Genomic DNA, 17426 nt, shown 5'->3' with positions numbered 1-17426 from the left:
TGGAATTGCGGCCAACTCAGTCGATTCAAATAATGTTTTATGAATAACAGTTCATGTAATGCCGCTATTTAACAACAAAGCCATGTTTCGTCTAAGTTGGGCAACAACATCCTCGGTAGTAACTGTCCACAATATGGCCAGTTCTTGAATCGCGAGCTTGGCTTGTGAAGGTAACAGTGGGGAATTGTCTACTTTCGCAAATGGACCATCAGTCTCGAGCAACACACGATCAGGAGGTAACCACGAAGCAACTTTCAGTCCCCGATTTGATTTCAACATAGCTGGTCCAACAGAAAAAAAACAGCCTTGTTCCGTTGCTTCTAAAACTTGCTTTTTGGTTCCTAAAAACCAATGAAGTATTGGTATTCCTGCAAACGGGTGGGCTTTTAAGCATTCGAGTACTTTTTCTGTAGCGTTAAGGCTGTGGATAGAAAGGATTTTGTCATTAAACTGTGCACACTTCTCAAGAATATGGTTTAAGACATAAAGTTGATCCGCGATGTACGGTATGTAACCCTTTGAACCATCGAGTCCTATCTCTCCTATATATCTAGTTTCACCTACTAATTCATCAAAGATGGCTAATTCATTCTTTCTCAGATGGGCAAGCTGTGGATGGAGTCCTAACGCAGTCTTACAACGGGTAATTCCTTCAGTGAGTTTAACTGTGCCTCGCCAAGCGGAAGGCACAGTAGTGACAGACAGCACATAATAATTGCATTTTCTCAAATCATTAAGTACCTCACTGTGATCTGGATACAAATCGACATGGCAATGCAAATCCATCATGAGAGGTTGACCGATTTCAAAAATTCTTCAACTTCGGCCAAACCTCTTTTCACCGTAGACTCCAGTTTTTCACGTATCTCTTTATTTTGTGGCAAGGGTCCAGACTGACGTAACCAAGCCATGTAGTTTGGATGTTGCTTTAATCTAAGTATTGCGGTTTGTACCGCGTGTACATCGTCTCTTTTTTCATATTCTTTAAGTATACTTTTAAGTCGAGGAACCGCATAAGAAGCATCCTTGTTAAAGCTTGCATGAAAGACTGAGGCTCGTCTTATTAAACAAGGAAGACAATAACCACATTGGATATGCTCTCTATGCCAATGACTGCAAGATACACTCAAAGGTATTGCTTCTTTTACAGCATCTTGATCGACACATTCAGCAAGCATCTCACCTTTGGTTTTAAACTGATATGGATTTACTATATGTATATTGAACCCAATTTCATTGAGTAATTCCTCAAGTTGAGAGAGGTAATTAGGATGAGTAGTACGGGTACTATGGCTACCAATACGCCTTCGAGTTAATGGCGGGTTGATCGATATGTATCCATTTTCGGGCACAATAATCTGGGAAATAGTATTGTCATTATTTGCGCTTCTAAGTGCAGTTATTCCCAATACTGCCATCGCCAAAAAATTAAAACTCCTTCCTCTCATACTGGTGTCATTAGCATAATTAGCCTGACTGGATAGTTGAGGGGCTATTGAGTAGGACAATTCACCAAATGGCTTTTTGAGTAATTTTTTAATTGCTTGTTGCTTCGCCCCATCAGCCCTGTACGCGTGACTTATGAGCATTGGTCGAATATCTGAGTTATTACTATTAAGGATATTGATCGCTCCAACTGCGCTGTCTAACCCTCCGGAAAAAAGACAGACCGCATTGAGTCCTTTGAGCGATTCAGCAGTAAGTTTGGACTGTTTGCTATTTATAGGCTTTGGCAGAGCAAAGTCAGATTTACTAAAAGATAACTTCCATTGATCTCCAGTTAAGAAACCTAACAGTGACTCAAGTCTTGTACCTACCGATTCCCACTTAGCTGGATCTAAGAGGGGTATGTGGAGATTCAAGATTCTAGACCAAGAATTTGGTGCATTGTCTCTTGGCTCAAATGTCTCCGCCGAAGTCACCGCAGTTGCGATTGTTACCAAATCAAACGCATTGGGGTCAATTTCAACTCCAAGCTTTCTAATTTTTGTGAGTAATTCTTTCGATGCATGGCTACATTTATACTTATTTAGTGGATAGCTATCAAAAATTTGTACCGGATGACATTCGTCAGAATATTCAGGTAGTTCATCGGGGTTGTGATGGAAGTAAAAATCAGTCATTGAATTTCTCCCAATAGCCTACAGTTTTTGATATTGCATCAATCTGAATTTTCTTAATATTGCTCTTGGTAATATCGCAGGGGTTGCCGTTTGTCGCTTTGTCCATTTCTTGTTGCGTTATCACTTTTATCAGCTCCCTCAATTCACTTTCCATTTTGTGATGTTTTGTCGCCAATTCCGCTTTAAACCAAGCTTCCCCCATTCCAGTGACAACATCCTGAAAAATCAGGTCAGTTAGATAGCAAGAAATTGCATCTTGAATCACCTCGTCAGTAAAACTTGCAGGGTCGAAGTCTTGTGTATCAGGAAGAGCTTCTTCCAATGCATAATTCAGTGCAATACGCACCGAATCTGAATCAGAATTATCTGGCGCAAGGTGAGAAGCAATGCGATCAATCGCCTGATCAGTAGAAAGGCCACGAAGGTCACTTAGAGAAAGAGTTTGCTCACCTACGGTAACTTTGCCACCGCGCATTATTCCTACCAAGCCCGAACCTGCGGTTATACCGCTGGCTAATCTTCGGCTTGTACCTTTTCCGCCACCAGACGATTTTTTAGCGTAGTTCTTTAGTGAACGCCTCAGATCTGAGGTTGAACCTCCCGTACCCGCATACTTGCCAAAGGCTTGTCTTGCACTCCTGAATCTACTTGGAGGCGGTTGAGCATGATCCGGTGGACCAATTAATTGTTGTACCTTATCGTTATCAAACTCTTGGCTATTATCTTTGTCATCGTTGTCTTGCTCTCCTCCGCCATCTCCGAGGTCTATTTCTCCATCGGCGTCAGAATCTGGACCGATTGATAGTCCATCTCCACCTTCAGCCCACGGTGGCACTAGGGGGTTTTTATCTTTTGGTCCTCTCGATGATGCTGATGTTCCCATTATTTAGCTCCTTCTAACTCTTCGATGATTGGAGTCATCCAACGTGCAGGCGGCAGTTGTTTCATAAAATCCAAAAATGTAGCCTTGCACCTAACGTCTTTTTCAGCGAGCAATCTCGCTCCATATATCCCATCTGGGCGCTTACTCCAATCGCCTATCGGTCTCAGTTTTTCAAGCAAAGCATCCATTGCTGGCACGTAATCATCAGGTGGAGTATCTTCAATCATATTACTGCTTGCTGGACTTATTCTTTGGCTTTGTTTCAACAATGCAATAACAAGCTTTTGGGCTGCGCCTGACATCACCGTTCCAAATGCCCCCATCGGCACATTTTCTTTGCTGAGATAAAGAGCGGGGGTTAAATCAACTTCAGAAAATTTAGGTGTTAGTCTTGACCATTGAGCCAAAAAGTTTTTCTCCGCCTTCCACTCTTCAGGTAGTTCGATCTCGTCGATGTCTGCTCCATCCGCTTCAAGTTCAGCCAAAATCTTCGGTTTTCCATCTTCGGAATCAATCATTTCGTAGAATTTATTAGTAGCTCTTGTTCCGAGGCAGCGCTCAAAGATTACAAGCTTGGTTATGGTTTTTTCATCTAACTGCATACCGCGTCGGAGAGCTGTTTTTCTTCGTATTCTGACTTGGTTAAGAAGACGTTTGACTATACGTGGGTTACCATTAATGTTGGATGATTCAGCTAGCAGCGGCGCAAGTTGCTGTGCAACAACGAACTTATTCCTCAGTTCAGGCACATCCTTAAGTTCTTTCCCTTCTAGCAAGTCATCAATTGCGACGGCATCCTCTTTCCAAGACATCTTGAGATTGAGTTCAAGTTGATGCCGAAGTGCCTCAAGTGGTTTTTCCGTAACACCATGATCTATTGCAACCAGCAACATTAGATAAGCCCTTATTTCTAAAGTGCCGGGGCGCGGAACATGTATAGGTATTTGAATTAGTTTGTCCAGATAGTCTGTTTGGTGCCTCTGCGAGGAGCCTTTGTGGTATTCACCTACAGCCAGTCGGATCATGTCTTCATCGGCTGCAATTACAAATGCCGTGTTGGGTAGAAATAAAAAAAGACGTATAGCTTCTAGCGTTGAAATGGCATTATAGGGTGAGCAACGGTCTAAATTGTCCACGTAGACAATCAAGGGCTTACCAAATCCAGCAAGTAGATCAGAGTACGCTTTTCTGAATTCCTTGATTTCTTTGGGCGGAGAGAAACCTTTTTTCTTTTTTAGAAGATCTTTGTTTTTCTTCGAAACCTCTCCCGCACCCTCAACTCCATTCTTAACATCTTCAAAATCAAACTCACCGTCATCTCCACCAGTAAACATTCCGAAAAACTTTTGGAATCCACCAAATGTAGGAACCCCTGCTGCGAGGCCTCCTGCATCCATTAAAAGCCCCATAAGTCTGATCTTGTTAACTCGGCCAGCAAAGTCTTTGGCTTTCGCGCTTAAACTTTTATCAGTCTCAGCTCGTTTGACGAGTGTTGCAGCGATTGTCTCTAGTAATGCCGCTTTGGCATCGTCGTAACCTTGAAACATCCATGCATCAAAACTTACTTGGATATAATCTTCCTCGTCATCTGCAAGAGCAGACTTTGTCAATTCCAGAATTGTTGATTTACCTGCGCCCCAATCACCAAACACGCCAACACTTATCGGCATTAGTTTTTTTTCTGTGATCAGGTCTTTGATTGATTCGGCAGTTTCATTGAAGTTTAGAAAGTCTATTTTTGATTCTTTATCAGACCACATTTCTATATCCCTATTTAGCACGTCTTCAGCGAAGCTGTTTGTAAAGTCCTTGTCATATAAACGATAAATTACATTTCTAGAAATGACAGCTTAAAAATAGCATTAGCTCTGGATAAACATATTTTTATATATTAATCATAAATTTACTCAACGATGATATATTTAACCTATGATGATTTCCATCAATTTAACGCAGCTTACGGTGCCATGAGCAACACATGAAAATAATTGTAAGTGGTTCAGGCACTCTTAACGCGCCGTCGACATTCTTCTGACATGCTCAACTCCCTGACTCAGGCACTCCCTGTTGCATTAGCATTAAAGTATTAGTTAACTTCAAATAGAGTCGCTCATAGACAAATACTCGTCTCAATAAAGTAAGCCCCCGCCTTTTAGGCCTCGTCCTCTCGGTTGAATAAAAGCAAGCAGCGATGTCTCCAAAAAACTAGGACTCCCCTTTGGTAAATACTTTCTGATGACCGTTAGTAAATAAGGTTTGTTCAACAAATAATGATGACCATCAGTAAACACATTGTGTTGACTTTACTGGTTATTATTGTAAGGCACGATTAGTTAAAACTTGAGTTAAGACCTCACGCCTAGTATCAAATGATTAAATTTTGTATGCCACTTCACTTGAAATACACTGTATAAATACACATATAAAGATTGGGCTAGGGGGAAAACACTTCTTCGTTCTTTAGCCTAAATTTTTAAACGTTAAGTATCTTAGAAGGATAGATATGAACCCAATTGACTTAGTAACGGGTATTTTGGCGAGCTACATCGCTAACAAACTTGATGTAATCAAACCTAATAATAACAGCGACGCGACCATCATTCCTGAAATCAAAGCAGATGATAAAAATGATAGCGCGGAAAAAGTTAGGATGTTTAGAACATTTGATGCCCGATACGGTATTCCCGAGGTAATTAGTCGTGAAGATGAACCTCTGGTATCAATCCTCATAGAACGCGAGCCTTCTACCGCCTACAACTTGCCCTGTGTCGTTATCGAATCCGAGAAAACACGTGAGTGGTTCGTTATGGCGAAAGGGAATATTGCATTACAGGGGGCAGGTGGTGGCCTATCCTTCGCAAAAGATTTCGTGTCTAAACTTCAAGAGAAGGGAGCTCATATTGGTATCTGGGTTTACGACAACGAGCTCGTAGATGCACTTGATGCTGGATTAGTCCTATGGCCAGAAATTAAAAATCAAGGTATTCCGCTTCGAAGCTATATCTCTGACCGAGGTAGCTGGGAGAGCATCGAGAGTGAAGCAGTCAAAATGCTCAATAAACGCTAATAATTACATAGCTTAGCTGAAGTAACTAATATCTGATATTGAGTTTCGGTATATAGATTTGGACTTCAACTGACAAACAAATACAAGCTAATTGTGAACATCGACTAACTCACTTGGGACGGTCTGTTGGAAACAAACAACAGACGGTCTCAAACATTTATGCATTTTGGCAATTAATTTTGGGTAATCATAAGGCCGCATAATGCTTCTGTACTTTTGTGATTCGTGTCAAAAGTGGGCCGAAGCGGCTAAAGTTAATTGACCCTTTGTTAGTTTTCACAAGTTGTGCAAAAGCTTCTTTACTCAAGTCTCTTTTTTCATCTCTTTTTGAAATTGTATTGAAACACTTACCTGTCTTTGAGTCTTTTAGAAGGCGAGTTTTAGCCATAAAAAAGTACTCTATATCGGTTTCCTTTCTCTTTGGTGAAATTGGAGTAAGAACGAGATAAAGGTTGTCACAAACATGAACAAATTCAGCGTCTCTAATGTTCTTGCTCGTAGACGGTAAAAGCGTGATGGATTTATCTTTGCTGAACCTATTGATAAGGTCCTTCGGTCCTTGATCGTTGTCTAACAGCAAGATCACTGGACTGGTTGGCTTCTCTTTTAAATATTTTTTACGTCGAGAACTGTAGTTTTCTGCGAAGGCTTTCAGATAATCACAACCTCCAAATAACTCTAATAAGAATCGCGTCCTTTCACTGTAATTCATAAATTGAACTAAAGGCTGGTACGGCTTTGTCTCAGCTAATGTGGGAAACCGTTTTGCTAAAGCTTGAATTGCAGATTTTAAGTAGGTGTTATCCGTCTTACCCTCAGTCAAAATCGTGGTCTTACTGTTGGAAATAAACAACTTATAGAACAAAAAGTCACTCAATGTCCGTTCGCGGTTGTTTAATAAATGACGTTTTGACTTCTTATCGCCATTTTTCTGCTCACTTCTTAGTGCTAAAAGTGGGTTTAAGGGTTGTTTTTGTCTCAAGCGGTTGTATCTATCTACCTGATCGACAAAGTTTAACTGACCTTCAAGTTCATTGATGTTACCTTCGACTTTCTTCCCATCAACAATTTTTGTAAAACTATCTGTTGTGAACAACGAATGGCACTGAGCACGAAGTGTGCGCCAGTACTCTTTCTTAACGCCTACTTTTTTGTTTGCAACTAATCCGGTGACCTCTTGTCGTGAGTCGCGGTATAAAATTCGTGTCTTTTGGGAATTAATTCTGAACCCAGCTCTATTTACTTCTGACGCGAGTCGTTTGCTTGGAATGTAACCGCCATCTTTTTCGTTCATTATTTGGCGTGGAAATGCAGCGCGTCTCGTAGAGAAAGTTATGTCATCTGCGTAGCGTGTATAAGTGCACGAATACTTGGCTGCGAGTGAAGCAAGCCTAATGTCCAAATGATGTGTGATTAAGTTGGCTATAACAGGTGAACAAGGACTGCCTTGCGGTAATTCATTGTTCAAGATTGCGATTTGGGCAATTAATGTTGCAGTACTTGGATGTAACTTGAAGTGATTATTTTTTATAAAAAAGCCCCTGACACGGCCAAAATTAAAACTAGGGAAAAAATCCTTAAGGTCAATGTTGAGTAGATGTTTTTTGTCGAGGTGCATGACAGCGTTTGTAAGGATTGATCGTTTTCTTTCAAATCCATGAGACAGTGCAGGTTGTTTTGACAGTGCGCTATTGCACTTTACTTTCAAAATATCAGCATGTTTGGCTTTCGGTTTAAGCGTTTCAGCGGATGGAAAGTAAACGGCATTTATCTCGTCTAGGCAATCAAGCAGCAAATCCGCTAGTGCTCGTTGGATACTTTTCAGCTTTTCATCAGGAGCATTTATAGTGCGCTTACCACCAGATTTTTTAGGTATCTTGAACTCGTGATAGCAGTGCTCGGGTCGTTTCTTATAAAGCGTGTATGTGAGAAGTGAGGGATGAATGCCCAACAGTCTGGCGAATTGGGGTTTTGTGTTGACTGCTTTTAACCTGTCTAACCGCGACATACTCTTATTATTCCTTGTCGAATTGGCTTATGGGCACTCCTACGCTCGGACATCAGGTACTTAAAGACGTCACAAGGAAATTTGAGGGCAATCCCCTCTAACAATTTTATCACTGGCCGCGAAGCGCGACCCAATATCTGCCCATAAGCCGATGAACAAAATAACGTTAAAAAAACTGCTTTTCAACCCATTGATATCTAATAAATTAACAATTTTCTTTATTAGAACCCGTTCTTTCACTCCTACTATAAATTCATGGGAGCCCACGCGTAATCGTCCCCTCGGCTGTTATGTTTCATTTGACTGACTTTTGATAGTACCAAGCTCTTTTTTTATTTTTGAAGCCGCATTTAACGGGAAGTTCTGTGAAAAAGCAAAAAGTGCAAATGCTAGGAGAAGCAAAGAAATACACATAAAAGAAAGAAATGTCAGCAATCCATTGTTCGCTACCGTAATCATGACTATAAACATTGATGCTGAAAGCGCTAGAAACAACCAGCCAACAAAAGCATTATAGTACTTTCCAATTTTTTCAGATTTTTTAGGCGGTCTGATTTTAATTTCATCACCATTTAAAGAGAGAAATGGTAATGCTCTTTTAATTGTTTTCCAGTTAACATCCGCTGAAGTGATATCATGCAGCTTTATCAAACGACGTCTTAACTTTCCTTCTGCGTAGATTTCTGTCGCAACCCTAAAATAATAAGAGTTCCGAAAATCAGCTATAACCTGCTTTGTCTCTGGATCTGCATTATCAAAGTCTTTTAAATAATTTTCAAAGCTGTCAATCTTTCGCTTTTGTATCTCTTCTTTAAGCCGGAATAGGTAAAGAACATCTTTATTGAATGCGAACCAAACCAGTATTCCAGCCAAGACAATCCAGCCAAATGGCGTCTGTAACGTCTTTTCTAAAGCCGTTAATAGTGCTGGAACACTCTCCAATGAAGAAGTGACGGACTTTATAATATTAACTTCGGCCAATAATTCTCTCCTTAAAGCATAACGCCGCGATTTGCGTCAAATATGGAGCAAAGCGTGATACTTGTCCAACAACAGCGCTTGTTAGCTTTGATTATGAAGCACGATGAACCTTGCACGTTCATATAGTTCATCGAAGGTTATAATTTCTGGATTTGATATATTTTTTCTTAGCAGCTCGAACGACCTAAGCTTATCTCTATTGACGCCATTCTCTGTTGAGAACTCAGCCATACTACCGATCACAAGATAGGATTTTGGCTGGTAATTATATATCTCCTCTCCGGTAGGATTGCCGGATTTATCGTCTAAGCTAATCTTACTTGAAAGGTTTTCAACGGCTGACGCTACTGTTCCCTGCACTTGAGATATCGCACCTGCCAGCTCCTTTGATGGAGCCCAGCATCCTGACCTGTAAGGTTTGGAATCAAGTAGCTCAGTCGCGTGAGTTTTGATTTCTACAAAACAGAGATTAGATATAATGCCTTTAGTCTTCATGAGAGCATCGACACGCTTACCATTCGTATTAACACTATGTCCCTGAACAACTTGTTCTAACTTCTTGTTATCTAGGCCGGATAGAAATATGTAGCCAAGACCATACCCGAAAACCCATGGGTTTTTCTCGAAGTACTTCTGCCAAAGCCCTTCATTAGTGGTTCTCTTTTTTTCTTTAAGGTCGTTAAAGAATATTGAATCATTTAGTAGCTTTTCATACACGTCAAGCTGCTTCTTTCGATACCCAACAGCGACGATGTCTTCAGTTGTAATCTCGGAACGAAGAACTTCGGTAAAGAGCTCTTGGTTCTCATGAAGAATACTTTTTGCTTGGCTATTCGATAGGACTAGTCTACTCAGCTCTTCGTCGGTAATATTTATCCGTGACGGACTATCGAGATTAATCGATTGGATATTTCGAATGAACTCAAGCAACTTACCAATTTCCTCTCCAACAAACGAAAAGCTTGCATTGTGAGGCTTGTCGGTAGCGACTGTGTAGCCTTGTATATTTAAAACGAAAATTCCTCGAGTATCTTCGAGAAACTTAGCGGCTATATACGATTTCGCGTTTTCTTTGTGGCGAAGAACAATTTCATCTTTGGTCTTGGCAAAAGCATATGAATCAGGCGAATCAATCACCTTCGAGGCGATGCGGACCGTTCTATCAGAATCGCCAAAAGCTTTAAGCCTTGGGCTTATGTATGTTTTTCCAGCTTTTGGATTCTGATAATCATCCATATGAAATATATTCCTCAAGTACCCGCAAAAGCTAACATCTTATTCCTAAGATTTCATAGTAGCATCCGTTTCAGCTGAAAAACTATATTTTCTATTTTTTTTGAAAAGAACTAAGTGAATGTAATCCGTAAGTTTTGGCCGTCTAAACACTAAAGTTTGAACAGCTGCCTGTCGGACATACGCAACAGCCAGACTTGATTAATTTATGTTGATGATATCTGGCGGACTGAGTGACTACTTGTTCAGCCTAGATGTGTTCACCTTATTAGACTTTAGCCCTGAGTTGCAGAGCTTTCTTATGTTGTTGGTTATATTCAATGCTGTAATGCACGAAAAGTCCTTAAATCAGATTGCAAACTAATCAACATCTTCTTGGCGCCAATGCTGACAAAAAGGTAAAACCCCCTTATTTTCCGCAACGTTGTTAGGTAAATTATATAAGTCTAGAAACAGCTGCTCTAAGTACTTTGCCTGCCTGTTACTGCACGGGAAAAATGAGAAATATACTAACAGCTCTTCGGAAAAGTCCTTTTGTGCCCAGTGTGATCGTAATCGCGCGTTAACTTTTCCCTTACCGACGTAAAGACCTTTCATATGGAATCGATTATGTTTTTCGCAGTAGTCCTCTTTTTGCCATAAGATATAAAGCCCTGACTCCTGCTGAAGCTCCCATAGAGATAAGTGGTGTTCGGTAACTGTTTTGTCGTTGAACCAGCCAATATTGGACTTAGTAATCTGCTCTAAACTAAAACCAAACTTCGTTTCTTCTGATATTACGGCATCGAATTGCTCACTAGCATCATTACAATCACAAGTACATGAACTAAAACAACTCAAAGTTCTTCCTCCCCTACTTCTTTATTTTTCTGGTTACCACTGTACAAAAGTCACAGCTTGAATTGGGCAATTTTCACATTCGATTAGTTAAATCGTCGTCATAGCAAGAGCTGCTGTTTCTGCAAATGTGACTATCGGTGTCTCTTCTTTATAGATCGGCACCAGTCGCATTGCACCTCATTCGACACCCAAGAAAGCGATTAAAAACACTCACGCTAATCTCACTAACTTATTAATCGATTCTTCCCGATCCCTTATCGCTTATATTTTATTCAAATAGACATTAACCTGCTGATTACTTTTCACTCTATCGCTCCTAAGCACAATAAACCATAAAAAAGATATATCACATAAAAAATTAAACAATAAAAACTTTACAAACAATTACTTAAACAAGAACCAAAAGAGATAAATGTCATATTTTGACAGTTTATCTTTATTTTGCACATTAAAGCCTGAAAATAATCACTTTATTTCTAGACAATCGATTCCAAAATGTTAGATCTAGATCCGGAAATTAGATCTAAACTGATCTTCGTGATCGATAATTTTGGAGCAAAACATGAAAGACATTTACCGTAAAGAGCATATGCGACGTATGCTTGGAAGATACAGCAAGTTCAACATCAGCGGACTTTTTAAAACACGAAAAGGAAAGTTTGGTGAAAATTGGCTTTTCTTTGAATCTTACCTTGAAAACGCCTTTTTTAATCAATATGAGTTCGACCCAAGTATTGTCACGATAGAAAGCCAGCCATTATCAATCTCTTACTATTTTGAAGGCAAAAAGCGCTTCTATACACCTGATATCGGTTTAGTACAGTGCTCTGATAACGGGCTACAAGAAAAGTTTAAGGAGGTAAAACACAGCTCTGCAATGAAAGACAAAACGACGCGTAATAAATACAAAAGAATTCGTCGCGTCTTTAAAAGACTGGGCTACGAATTTGAGGTCGTCACAGAAGAAAACCTCAAGTCGGAACAGGCTCTTAGAAACCTAGAAATCATCTACAAATCGGTGGGAAACATTACCAGTAATTCACCACTGATTGACGATGCGCTCTCATGTATACCAAGCTGCACGACCTTGGGGGAAGCCACGACGGCCCTCAAAGCGCTGCAAATCGATCCCTGTGTTCTTTACTACCTGCTTTACAAGCAGCTCTATCAATTTGACCTTAATCAGCCACTGCGCTCATGCACCCGACTGACCCGCAATATCCATTAACAATGTGAGGAAAACTGACTATGCAAGCCAACATGTTTAAAACTGACACCCCTTTTAGAGTGGGTGATGAATACTACATCATTCAAGCCGTACACCCCGGCAAGACTGATACAGAGCTGTTCTGTAAGCCGTACGACCAAGAAACAGGAAAGCCAAAAAATACACGAAATGCACCTATTTTTAGCGCTTCAGAACTTAAGCGGATGATTTTTAACGAGCAGGCCTGTTTTCTAGACCCCCGCTCTCATCGCCATACCTCCATGAGTTTGACGGACAAGCAACTTCAGCAACAACAGATGTGGCTTGATTTCAATTATTTCCATATTGAACGTTGTGGCGGGACCAGACTACAGGCCAATGATTTAGTAGACGAATCAATAGAATTATTCAATTGGAATTCTTATGGCTTCAGCCCCTACGGACGAAGCACCTGCCAAGCGAAAATATCAGCGTTTGTGCATTCTGAACAAGACCCTCGCTCTCTCGTTAATTGGGGTGGCGCGAGTGATAAGGGCCAGAGTCGACTGCCGGAGGCCGTAGAACTCGTCATTCTAGAATGTATTGTAGAAAAATACCTCGTTCGCAAAGACGAGAAAGAAAACTCAAAAAACAAAGTTGCTGATATTATTATTGCCCGCCTGAGAGAATTAAAGGCATGCGACCCAAGTAAATACAGCGTCGTTCCCTCGAAAGCCACTATCTACAACCGTTTTGACACTCTAGAGCCCCTCATGGCGGCCCAGAAACAGCTAAGTAAGCAAGAACAGAAGCGATTACGAAGAAAGCTAAAAGGCGAGCTTGTTGGCAATTATCCACTGGAGCGGGTAGAGATGGATGCTATTTATGTCGCCATTGGCTTGCTTGACGACGATGGCAAAACGTTTCTGGGGAGCGCCGTAGTTATGGTTGCTATCGACACTTTTACGCGAGCGGTAGTCGGCTACTCTTTAGACGTAGGCGAAAAAGCCAGCGAATCCGCAGATTTGGCAGTTGAATGCATTAAAAATGCGGTTTACGAAAAGGAGAATCCAAACTGGCCGATGTTTGGTCTTATGACCAAGATTATGCACGACGCGAGCACCTCTATCACCAGTAATTTATTTAAAAGAACCGCATTTGATTTGGGGGCGCATCCAGTAACAGTGCGCTCACATGAACCATGGGCAAAACCGTTTATTGAGCGTTTTTTCCTTACCTTGCGCATCGAGTTTTTGTCTGAACTTCCCGGCTATCTGGGCTCAAAAATCTTTAGAAGTACACGTCACCTTAATTCTGATGACACACTTAAGAATCACGCGACACTCACCGTTTCTGAATTTAGAGAAAAATTTGAAGAATTCATAACAGATTATTACCACGAGTCTGGGCACGCGGGTCTGAATTATCGCAGCCCAAATGATGTTTGGAATGAACAAATTGCAAATAAGTTTGTGCCTCCATTGCCAAATATCAGTAACGATATGGATAGTTACCGGGGTATACAGGTATCTGAGCGAACGCTCTATGAGCTGGGTTACGTCAAAATTGAAAATGAGATTTATCGAGACGACGCGCTCAAGAGTCTGTGGTTGAAAGGTGTTAGAAAGGTCACCGTTCAATATAGCAGAATTGGGGCCTCTTCTGTTGTTATCCCGGTCACCAAGGCCGCACATCAAAAAGCACTCGGCAAATCATTCATTATCGCCGAACGCCGTGATACCTCATATCAACCTTTAACGTCGCTTCGCTCCTCGTTAAATGCTGCTCGTGAGGGCGTAAACAGCCATCTCGAGAGGAAAGGTAAAGTGCGCTACACATTCGCTGGAGGTGTTAAAAACATATCTAAAAAATCTACAACCACAGAGGATACCACTAATTCCGATCAATCGACGAAGAGCAATCCTAGCACGTTTGATAATACACAAGTCATCGATACGGATGCCCTCGATGCTAAAGAGCAGCTAGATAAGGCAATTCAAGATTGGGCATCTCAAACCACAGAGAATGTGACTGAAACAGTGTCAAAATCCACCCACACTACTGTCTCCATTGAAGTAGGAGAAGAACTATGAGCAACATCAGTCCAATGCTCAATGCCATCAAAGAATTACCACATCGCACGGTAAGTACAGGCACCCTAGTCGATGACATTACGAACATTCTTAATGATGCGGAAGATACGATTATTACACAGTGGGGTGCTTGTGCTGTTATTTCTGGGGACTCAGGAACAGGCAAAACGGTGCTGCTTGAAAAAGTCGTAGAGCGGTTCAATGCAATGTATCAGTCTTCAGAAGTTCCAAACAAAGGAGTTTATGTTCGTTCGCCCTCGAACATGAAACCTTTGGATTTACTGCGTAAAATCCTTTCTGCTTTTGGCGAACCCGGCAGGATCCGAGGAACCGAAGATGAAATGCGTCACCGTATTTCACAGCAAATTAAAAATAAGAACATTAAACTGATTGTATTTGATGAATTCCAACAAGTGGTCGAAAAACTAGGTGAAAAATCGGTTAGACAACAAGCTGATTATCTTAAAGAATTACTCGATGACTACGATGTATTCATGGTATTTGCTGGAACACCGCGCGTGACTGAAATACTCGATGCCAACGAACAATTTAAGTCGCGCTGTAACCGCGTTATTCACAAATCGTTAATGTCGGTCAGTACGCCTGAAAGTTACTCGACACTGGCTAGCTACCTTACTACTCTACAGAGCGTTCATAAAATTGCTGGCACTGATTTGTCTCATGCTTCGATAGTGCTACCCATACAACATGCGACAAATGGAGATTTACGCGGCATAACACGCACTCTGGTGAAAGCATGCCAACATGCCCGCCGTGCCAACCGTGATAAGCTTATCAAAGATGACTTTCAGGCCAGTTGGGTGCCCTCATCAAGCGCAGGAAAGAAACAAGTCGTAAACCCCTTCCGCCGTCAGCTTAGCGTGTTGAAAAAAGATATGGGGGTGAACTATGAGCTCTAATCAAACCTCCTCGCAGACGACTCCTTGGGGCGTATGCGCGGCGATTGCGGATTTTTATGGCTTTACATCCCCGGCTCGATTGCTTTCCAGCCTAGGTATCATTACACCTAAAAAATGGTATGCGTTTTCGCAGGAAACCGTTGATTTATTGCTTTCAAATAAAACCATTGCTCTCGACATGGAGATTAGTGGGCTGCTCAAAGGTGTGCATTACGCCTCGGTGTATGACAAAAATGCCCATTCTCAGTCTTTGAAAGTGTGCAAATATTGTCTCAAAGAAGGGGGACTTCACCACTTTAATTGGCAAGCGGTGGAATCAACAATGTGCAATAAACATAGTACACCTCTGACGGTAAGCTGCTCCCATATGTACGCAAACAGGAGTTGGACTGACGCCATGAAATGCAATGCGTGTTGTACATCTATGCCACTGACAGCAGCGATGCCAAAGTACGAATATTATCTCGACAACCTTGGCAGCGATGCGGAAAAAATAGCGTTCACGTCCGCGTTAAAAGCGCTGGCAGAACGAATGGTCAGACCCTTCGACTTTATCACAACGTCTATCAGATGGAACAAGCTTGCCCCGTCACAAATCAGCACGCTATTGGAAGATGCGTTCTATCTTGGCGGAAGTACTAATTTATTTGACCTATGGCAAAATCTCGTTGTGAAACATCGCCGTGACGTGGCAGTGCTCGGACAGACTGCATTGAACATTGAGATGACATCTTTGCAATCGGTCATCAAACAATCTTGCTGGCCAAAACGTAATTTTGAAGACGATAAAGGTAGTCCGGAGACTTTATTAATGGATTATCATATGTCGCCCATCCCAAAAGAGGTGATTACCGAGCAATTACGTTATAAATATTGCCAACAACCTGAAGAGTTTAGCTTCCTGATATCTGGCGTAATGGCAGCTGAACTATTAGGGGTGTCCCCGAAGACAATTACTGAGCTTCTGAAATCAGGCACGCTAAAAGGGGTTCATGTTTGTCAGCAACCGGACAAGCAATTATTCGATATTAGAGAATTAAAGCAGTTACTATCGGGACGTAACATTGATGGCTCGCCCCAGAACAACGACTATATCAATGTAACTGATATCCCAAATGTCATTTACGAGCTCTATGACTTTACGCCTGAGACTCTGGTCAACAAAGCACTGACCGGTGATGTGAAATCGGTGGTTCGTGTCAACTCAACCGTTCACTACATTAACAGCCTTCAAGTTTCTTCGGAAAGTCTTAAAGCATTGCTGAAGAAAGCGTGGGATGACTTGCAAGATTGTCCAAAAGCAAAAGCCGCCAAGATATTGCGGACAAACATTCAAATTGTGAACGACTTAGTCAAGCAAGGCCTCTTGTGCGTAAAACCAAATAACCCTGAAGTGATAGACGCCGACTCGATTCGCAAGTTTGTTGATGAATACCTCTTAGTCAACCGGAAAGCCACATTTAGTCGGTCACGAAACATAGCGCAGAAGATTGCATCATGTTGCAATGTAAAACCCATACTTTCTGCATACATGAACCCAACCAAAACCGATTTTGTCGTTTTCAAAAAATCAGACTTGTCGCCCTGTTGCATGCAACATGTCCCGAAAAGATTCGCGCACTTTGCAACACCTCGGGTCGACTTGTCTAAAAACGTTCGATTATTGTTTAACAATTTTTCAGGAGATGGCAATGGGCACCGGTATAACTAAATACCTTATAGCGACGACTGCATGTCAAAAATCTCAGCAGTCGCTGTTGGATTGGATGACTACGCTGGGAGAAGTTGCATATGAAAGGTTTATGATGACCGAAAATAAAGCGACGGGCTACTTAACCATTGTATTCACATGGAGCACTGGCACAGAAGATGAAAAACAAGCCAGTGCATTTCAAAAGTACTTAAGCGGCGTCATTGAGCTTATAGAAGGGATGCAGCAGGCCGATGGAAAAAATCCAGTTTCGATGAATTTTTTATGCTGTGAAGAAAATCAACTAATAATGATGAATCCGTATCATCAAACTTCACCGGGATAAAATTGACAATTCAAAATATGATACTTAAAGCAACAGCCACTTTTCACTAATCAAAT

Annotated in this window: 14 protein-coding genes; 6 read left to right on the top strand and 8 right to left on the bottom strand. The window is 41.4% G+C overall.

Annotated elements, in window-relative coordinates; genetic code table 11:
- Positions 1-51: 51 nt before the first annotated feature.
- The 4 genes from qatD to GVO62_RS15365 are packed head-to-tail and all read right to left on the bottom strand — an operon-like array spanning position 52 to position 4766.
- Complete coding sequence (gene qatD / locus GVO62_RS15380; RefSeq protein ID WP_159119989.1) at positions 52-789, bottom strand: Qat anti-phage system TatD family nuclease QatD; 738 nt, start codon at positions 787-789, stop codon at positions 52-54.
- Entirely contained in the window at positions 786-2123 is a 1338-nt protein-coding gene (qatC, locus tag GVO62_RS15375) for a Qat anti-phage system QueC-like protein QatC (RefSeq protein ID WP_159119988.1), read from the bottom strand. Before qatC ends, qatD begins: the two co-directional genes overlap by 4 nt.
- A complete protein-coding gene (locus GVO62_RS15370; protein ID WP_159119987.1) occupies positions 2116-3006 on the bottom strand; it encodes a hypothetical protein in 891 nt (296 codons plus the stop codon). Before GVO62_RS15370 ends, qatC begins: the two co-directional genes overlap by 8 nt.
- The gene (locus GVO62_RS15365; RefSeq protein ID WP_159119986.1) at positions 3006-4766 is read right to left on the bottom strand and encodes a KAP family P-loop NTPase fold protein; all 1761 of its coding nucleotides are present in this window, start codon (positions 4764-4766) and stop codon (positions 3006-3008) included. The genes GVO62_RS15370 and GVO62_RS15365 overlap by 1 nt, the downstream gene beginning before the upstream one ends.
- A gap of 743 nt (positions 4767-5509) precedes the next feature.
- Between GVO62_RS15365 and GVO62_RS15360 the strand changes: the two genes are divergently transcribed.
- The gene (locus tag GVO62_RS15360; protein ID WP_159119985.1) at positions 5510-6073 is read left to right on the top strand and encodes a hypothetical protein; all 564 of its coding nucleotides are present in this window, start codon (positions 5510-5512) and stop codon (positions 6071-6073) included.
- A 187-nt stretch (positions 6074-6260) separates the two neighbouring features.
- On the opposite strand, the gene GVO62_RS15355 is transcribed toward GVO62_RS15360, so the two are convergent.
- From GVO62_RS15355 to GVO62_RS15340, 4 genes are all read right to left on the bottom strand, one after another.
- A complete protein-coding gene (locus GVO62_RS15355) occupies positions 6261-8081 on the bottom strand; it encodes a retron Ec67 family RNA-directed DNA polymerase/endonuclease (protein ID WP_159119984.1) in 1821 nt (606 codons plus the stop codon).
- Between the two features lie 288 nt (positions 8082-8369).
- Entirely contained in the window at positions 8370-9062 is a 693-nt protein-coding gene (locus GVO62_RS15350) for a hypothetical protein (protein ID WP_159119983.1), read from the bottom strand.
- Between the two features lie 81 nt (positions 9063-9143).
- Entirely contained in the window at positions 9144-10298 is a 1155-nt protein-coding gene (locus tag GVO62_RS15345) for a Shedu immune nuclease family protein (RefSeq protein ID WP_159119982.1), read from the bottom strand.
- Positions 10299-10655: 357 nt separating this feature from the next.
- Entirely contained in the window at positions 10656-11135 is a 480-nt protein-coding gene (locus GVO62_RS15340; protein WP_159119981.1) for a hypothetical protein, read from the bottom strand.
- A 562-nt stretch (positions 11136-11697) separates the two neighbouring features.
- On the opposite strand from GVO62_RS15340, the gene GVO62_RS15335 reads away from it, so the two are divergent.
- Genes GVO62_RS15335 through GVO62_RS15315 form a run of 5 tightly spaced genes read left to right on the top strand, consistent with a single transcriptional unit; the run spans position 11698 to position 17370 of the window.
- A complete protein-coding gene (locus tag GVO62_RS15335) occupies positions 11698-12363 on the top strand; it encodes a TnsA endonuclease N-terminal domain-containing protein (RefSeq protein ID WP_159119980.1) in 666 nt (221 codons plus the stop codon).
- Positions 12364-12383: 20 nt separating this feature from the next.
- Entirely contained in the window at positions 12384-14414 is a 2031-nt protein-coding gene (locus GVO62_RS15330) for a DDE-type integrase/transposase/recombinase (RefSeq protein WP_159119979.1), read from the top strand.
- Entirely contained in the window at positions 14411-15334 is a 924-nt protein-coding gene (locus GVO62_RS15325) for an ATP-binding protein (RefSeq protein WP_159119978.1), read from the top strand. The genes GVO62_RS15330 and GVO62_RS15325 overlap by 4 nt, the downstream gene beginning before the upstream one ends.
- A complete protein-coding gene (locus GVO62_RS15320) occupies positions 15324-17045 on the top strand; it encodes a helix-turn-helix domain-containing protein (RefSeq protein ID WP_159119977.1) in 1722 nt (573 codons plus the stop codon). The genes GVO62_RS15325 and GVO62_RS15320 overlap by 11 nt, the downstream gene beginning before the upstream one ends.
- On the top strand, positions 17026-17370 hold the full coding sequence (locus GVO62_RS15315) for a hypothetical protein (RefSeq protein ID WP_159119976.1): 345 nt from the start codon (positions 17026-17028) through the stop codon (positions 17368-17370). The genes GVO62_RS15320 and GVO62_RS15315 overlap by 20 nt, the downstream gene beginning before the upstream one ends.
- Positions 17371-17426 lie beyond the last annotated feature (56 nt).

Source organism: Alteromonas sp. KUL150, from assembly GCF_009811475.1.
Lineage (GTDB): Bacteria > Pseudomonadota > Gammaproteobacteria > Enterobacterales > Alteromonadaceae > Alteromonas > Alteromonas gracilis.
This window is presented reverse-complemented; position numbering and strand designations above follow the sequence as displayed.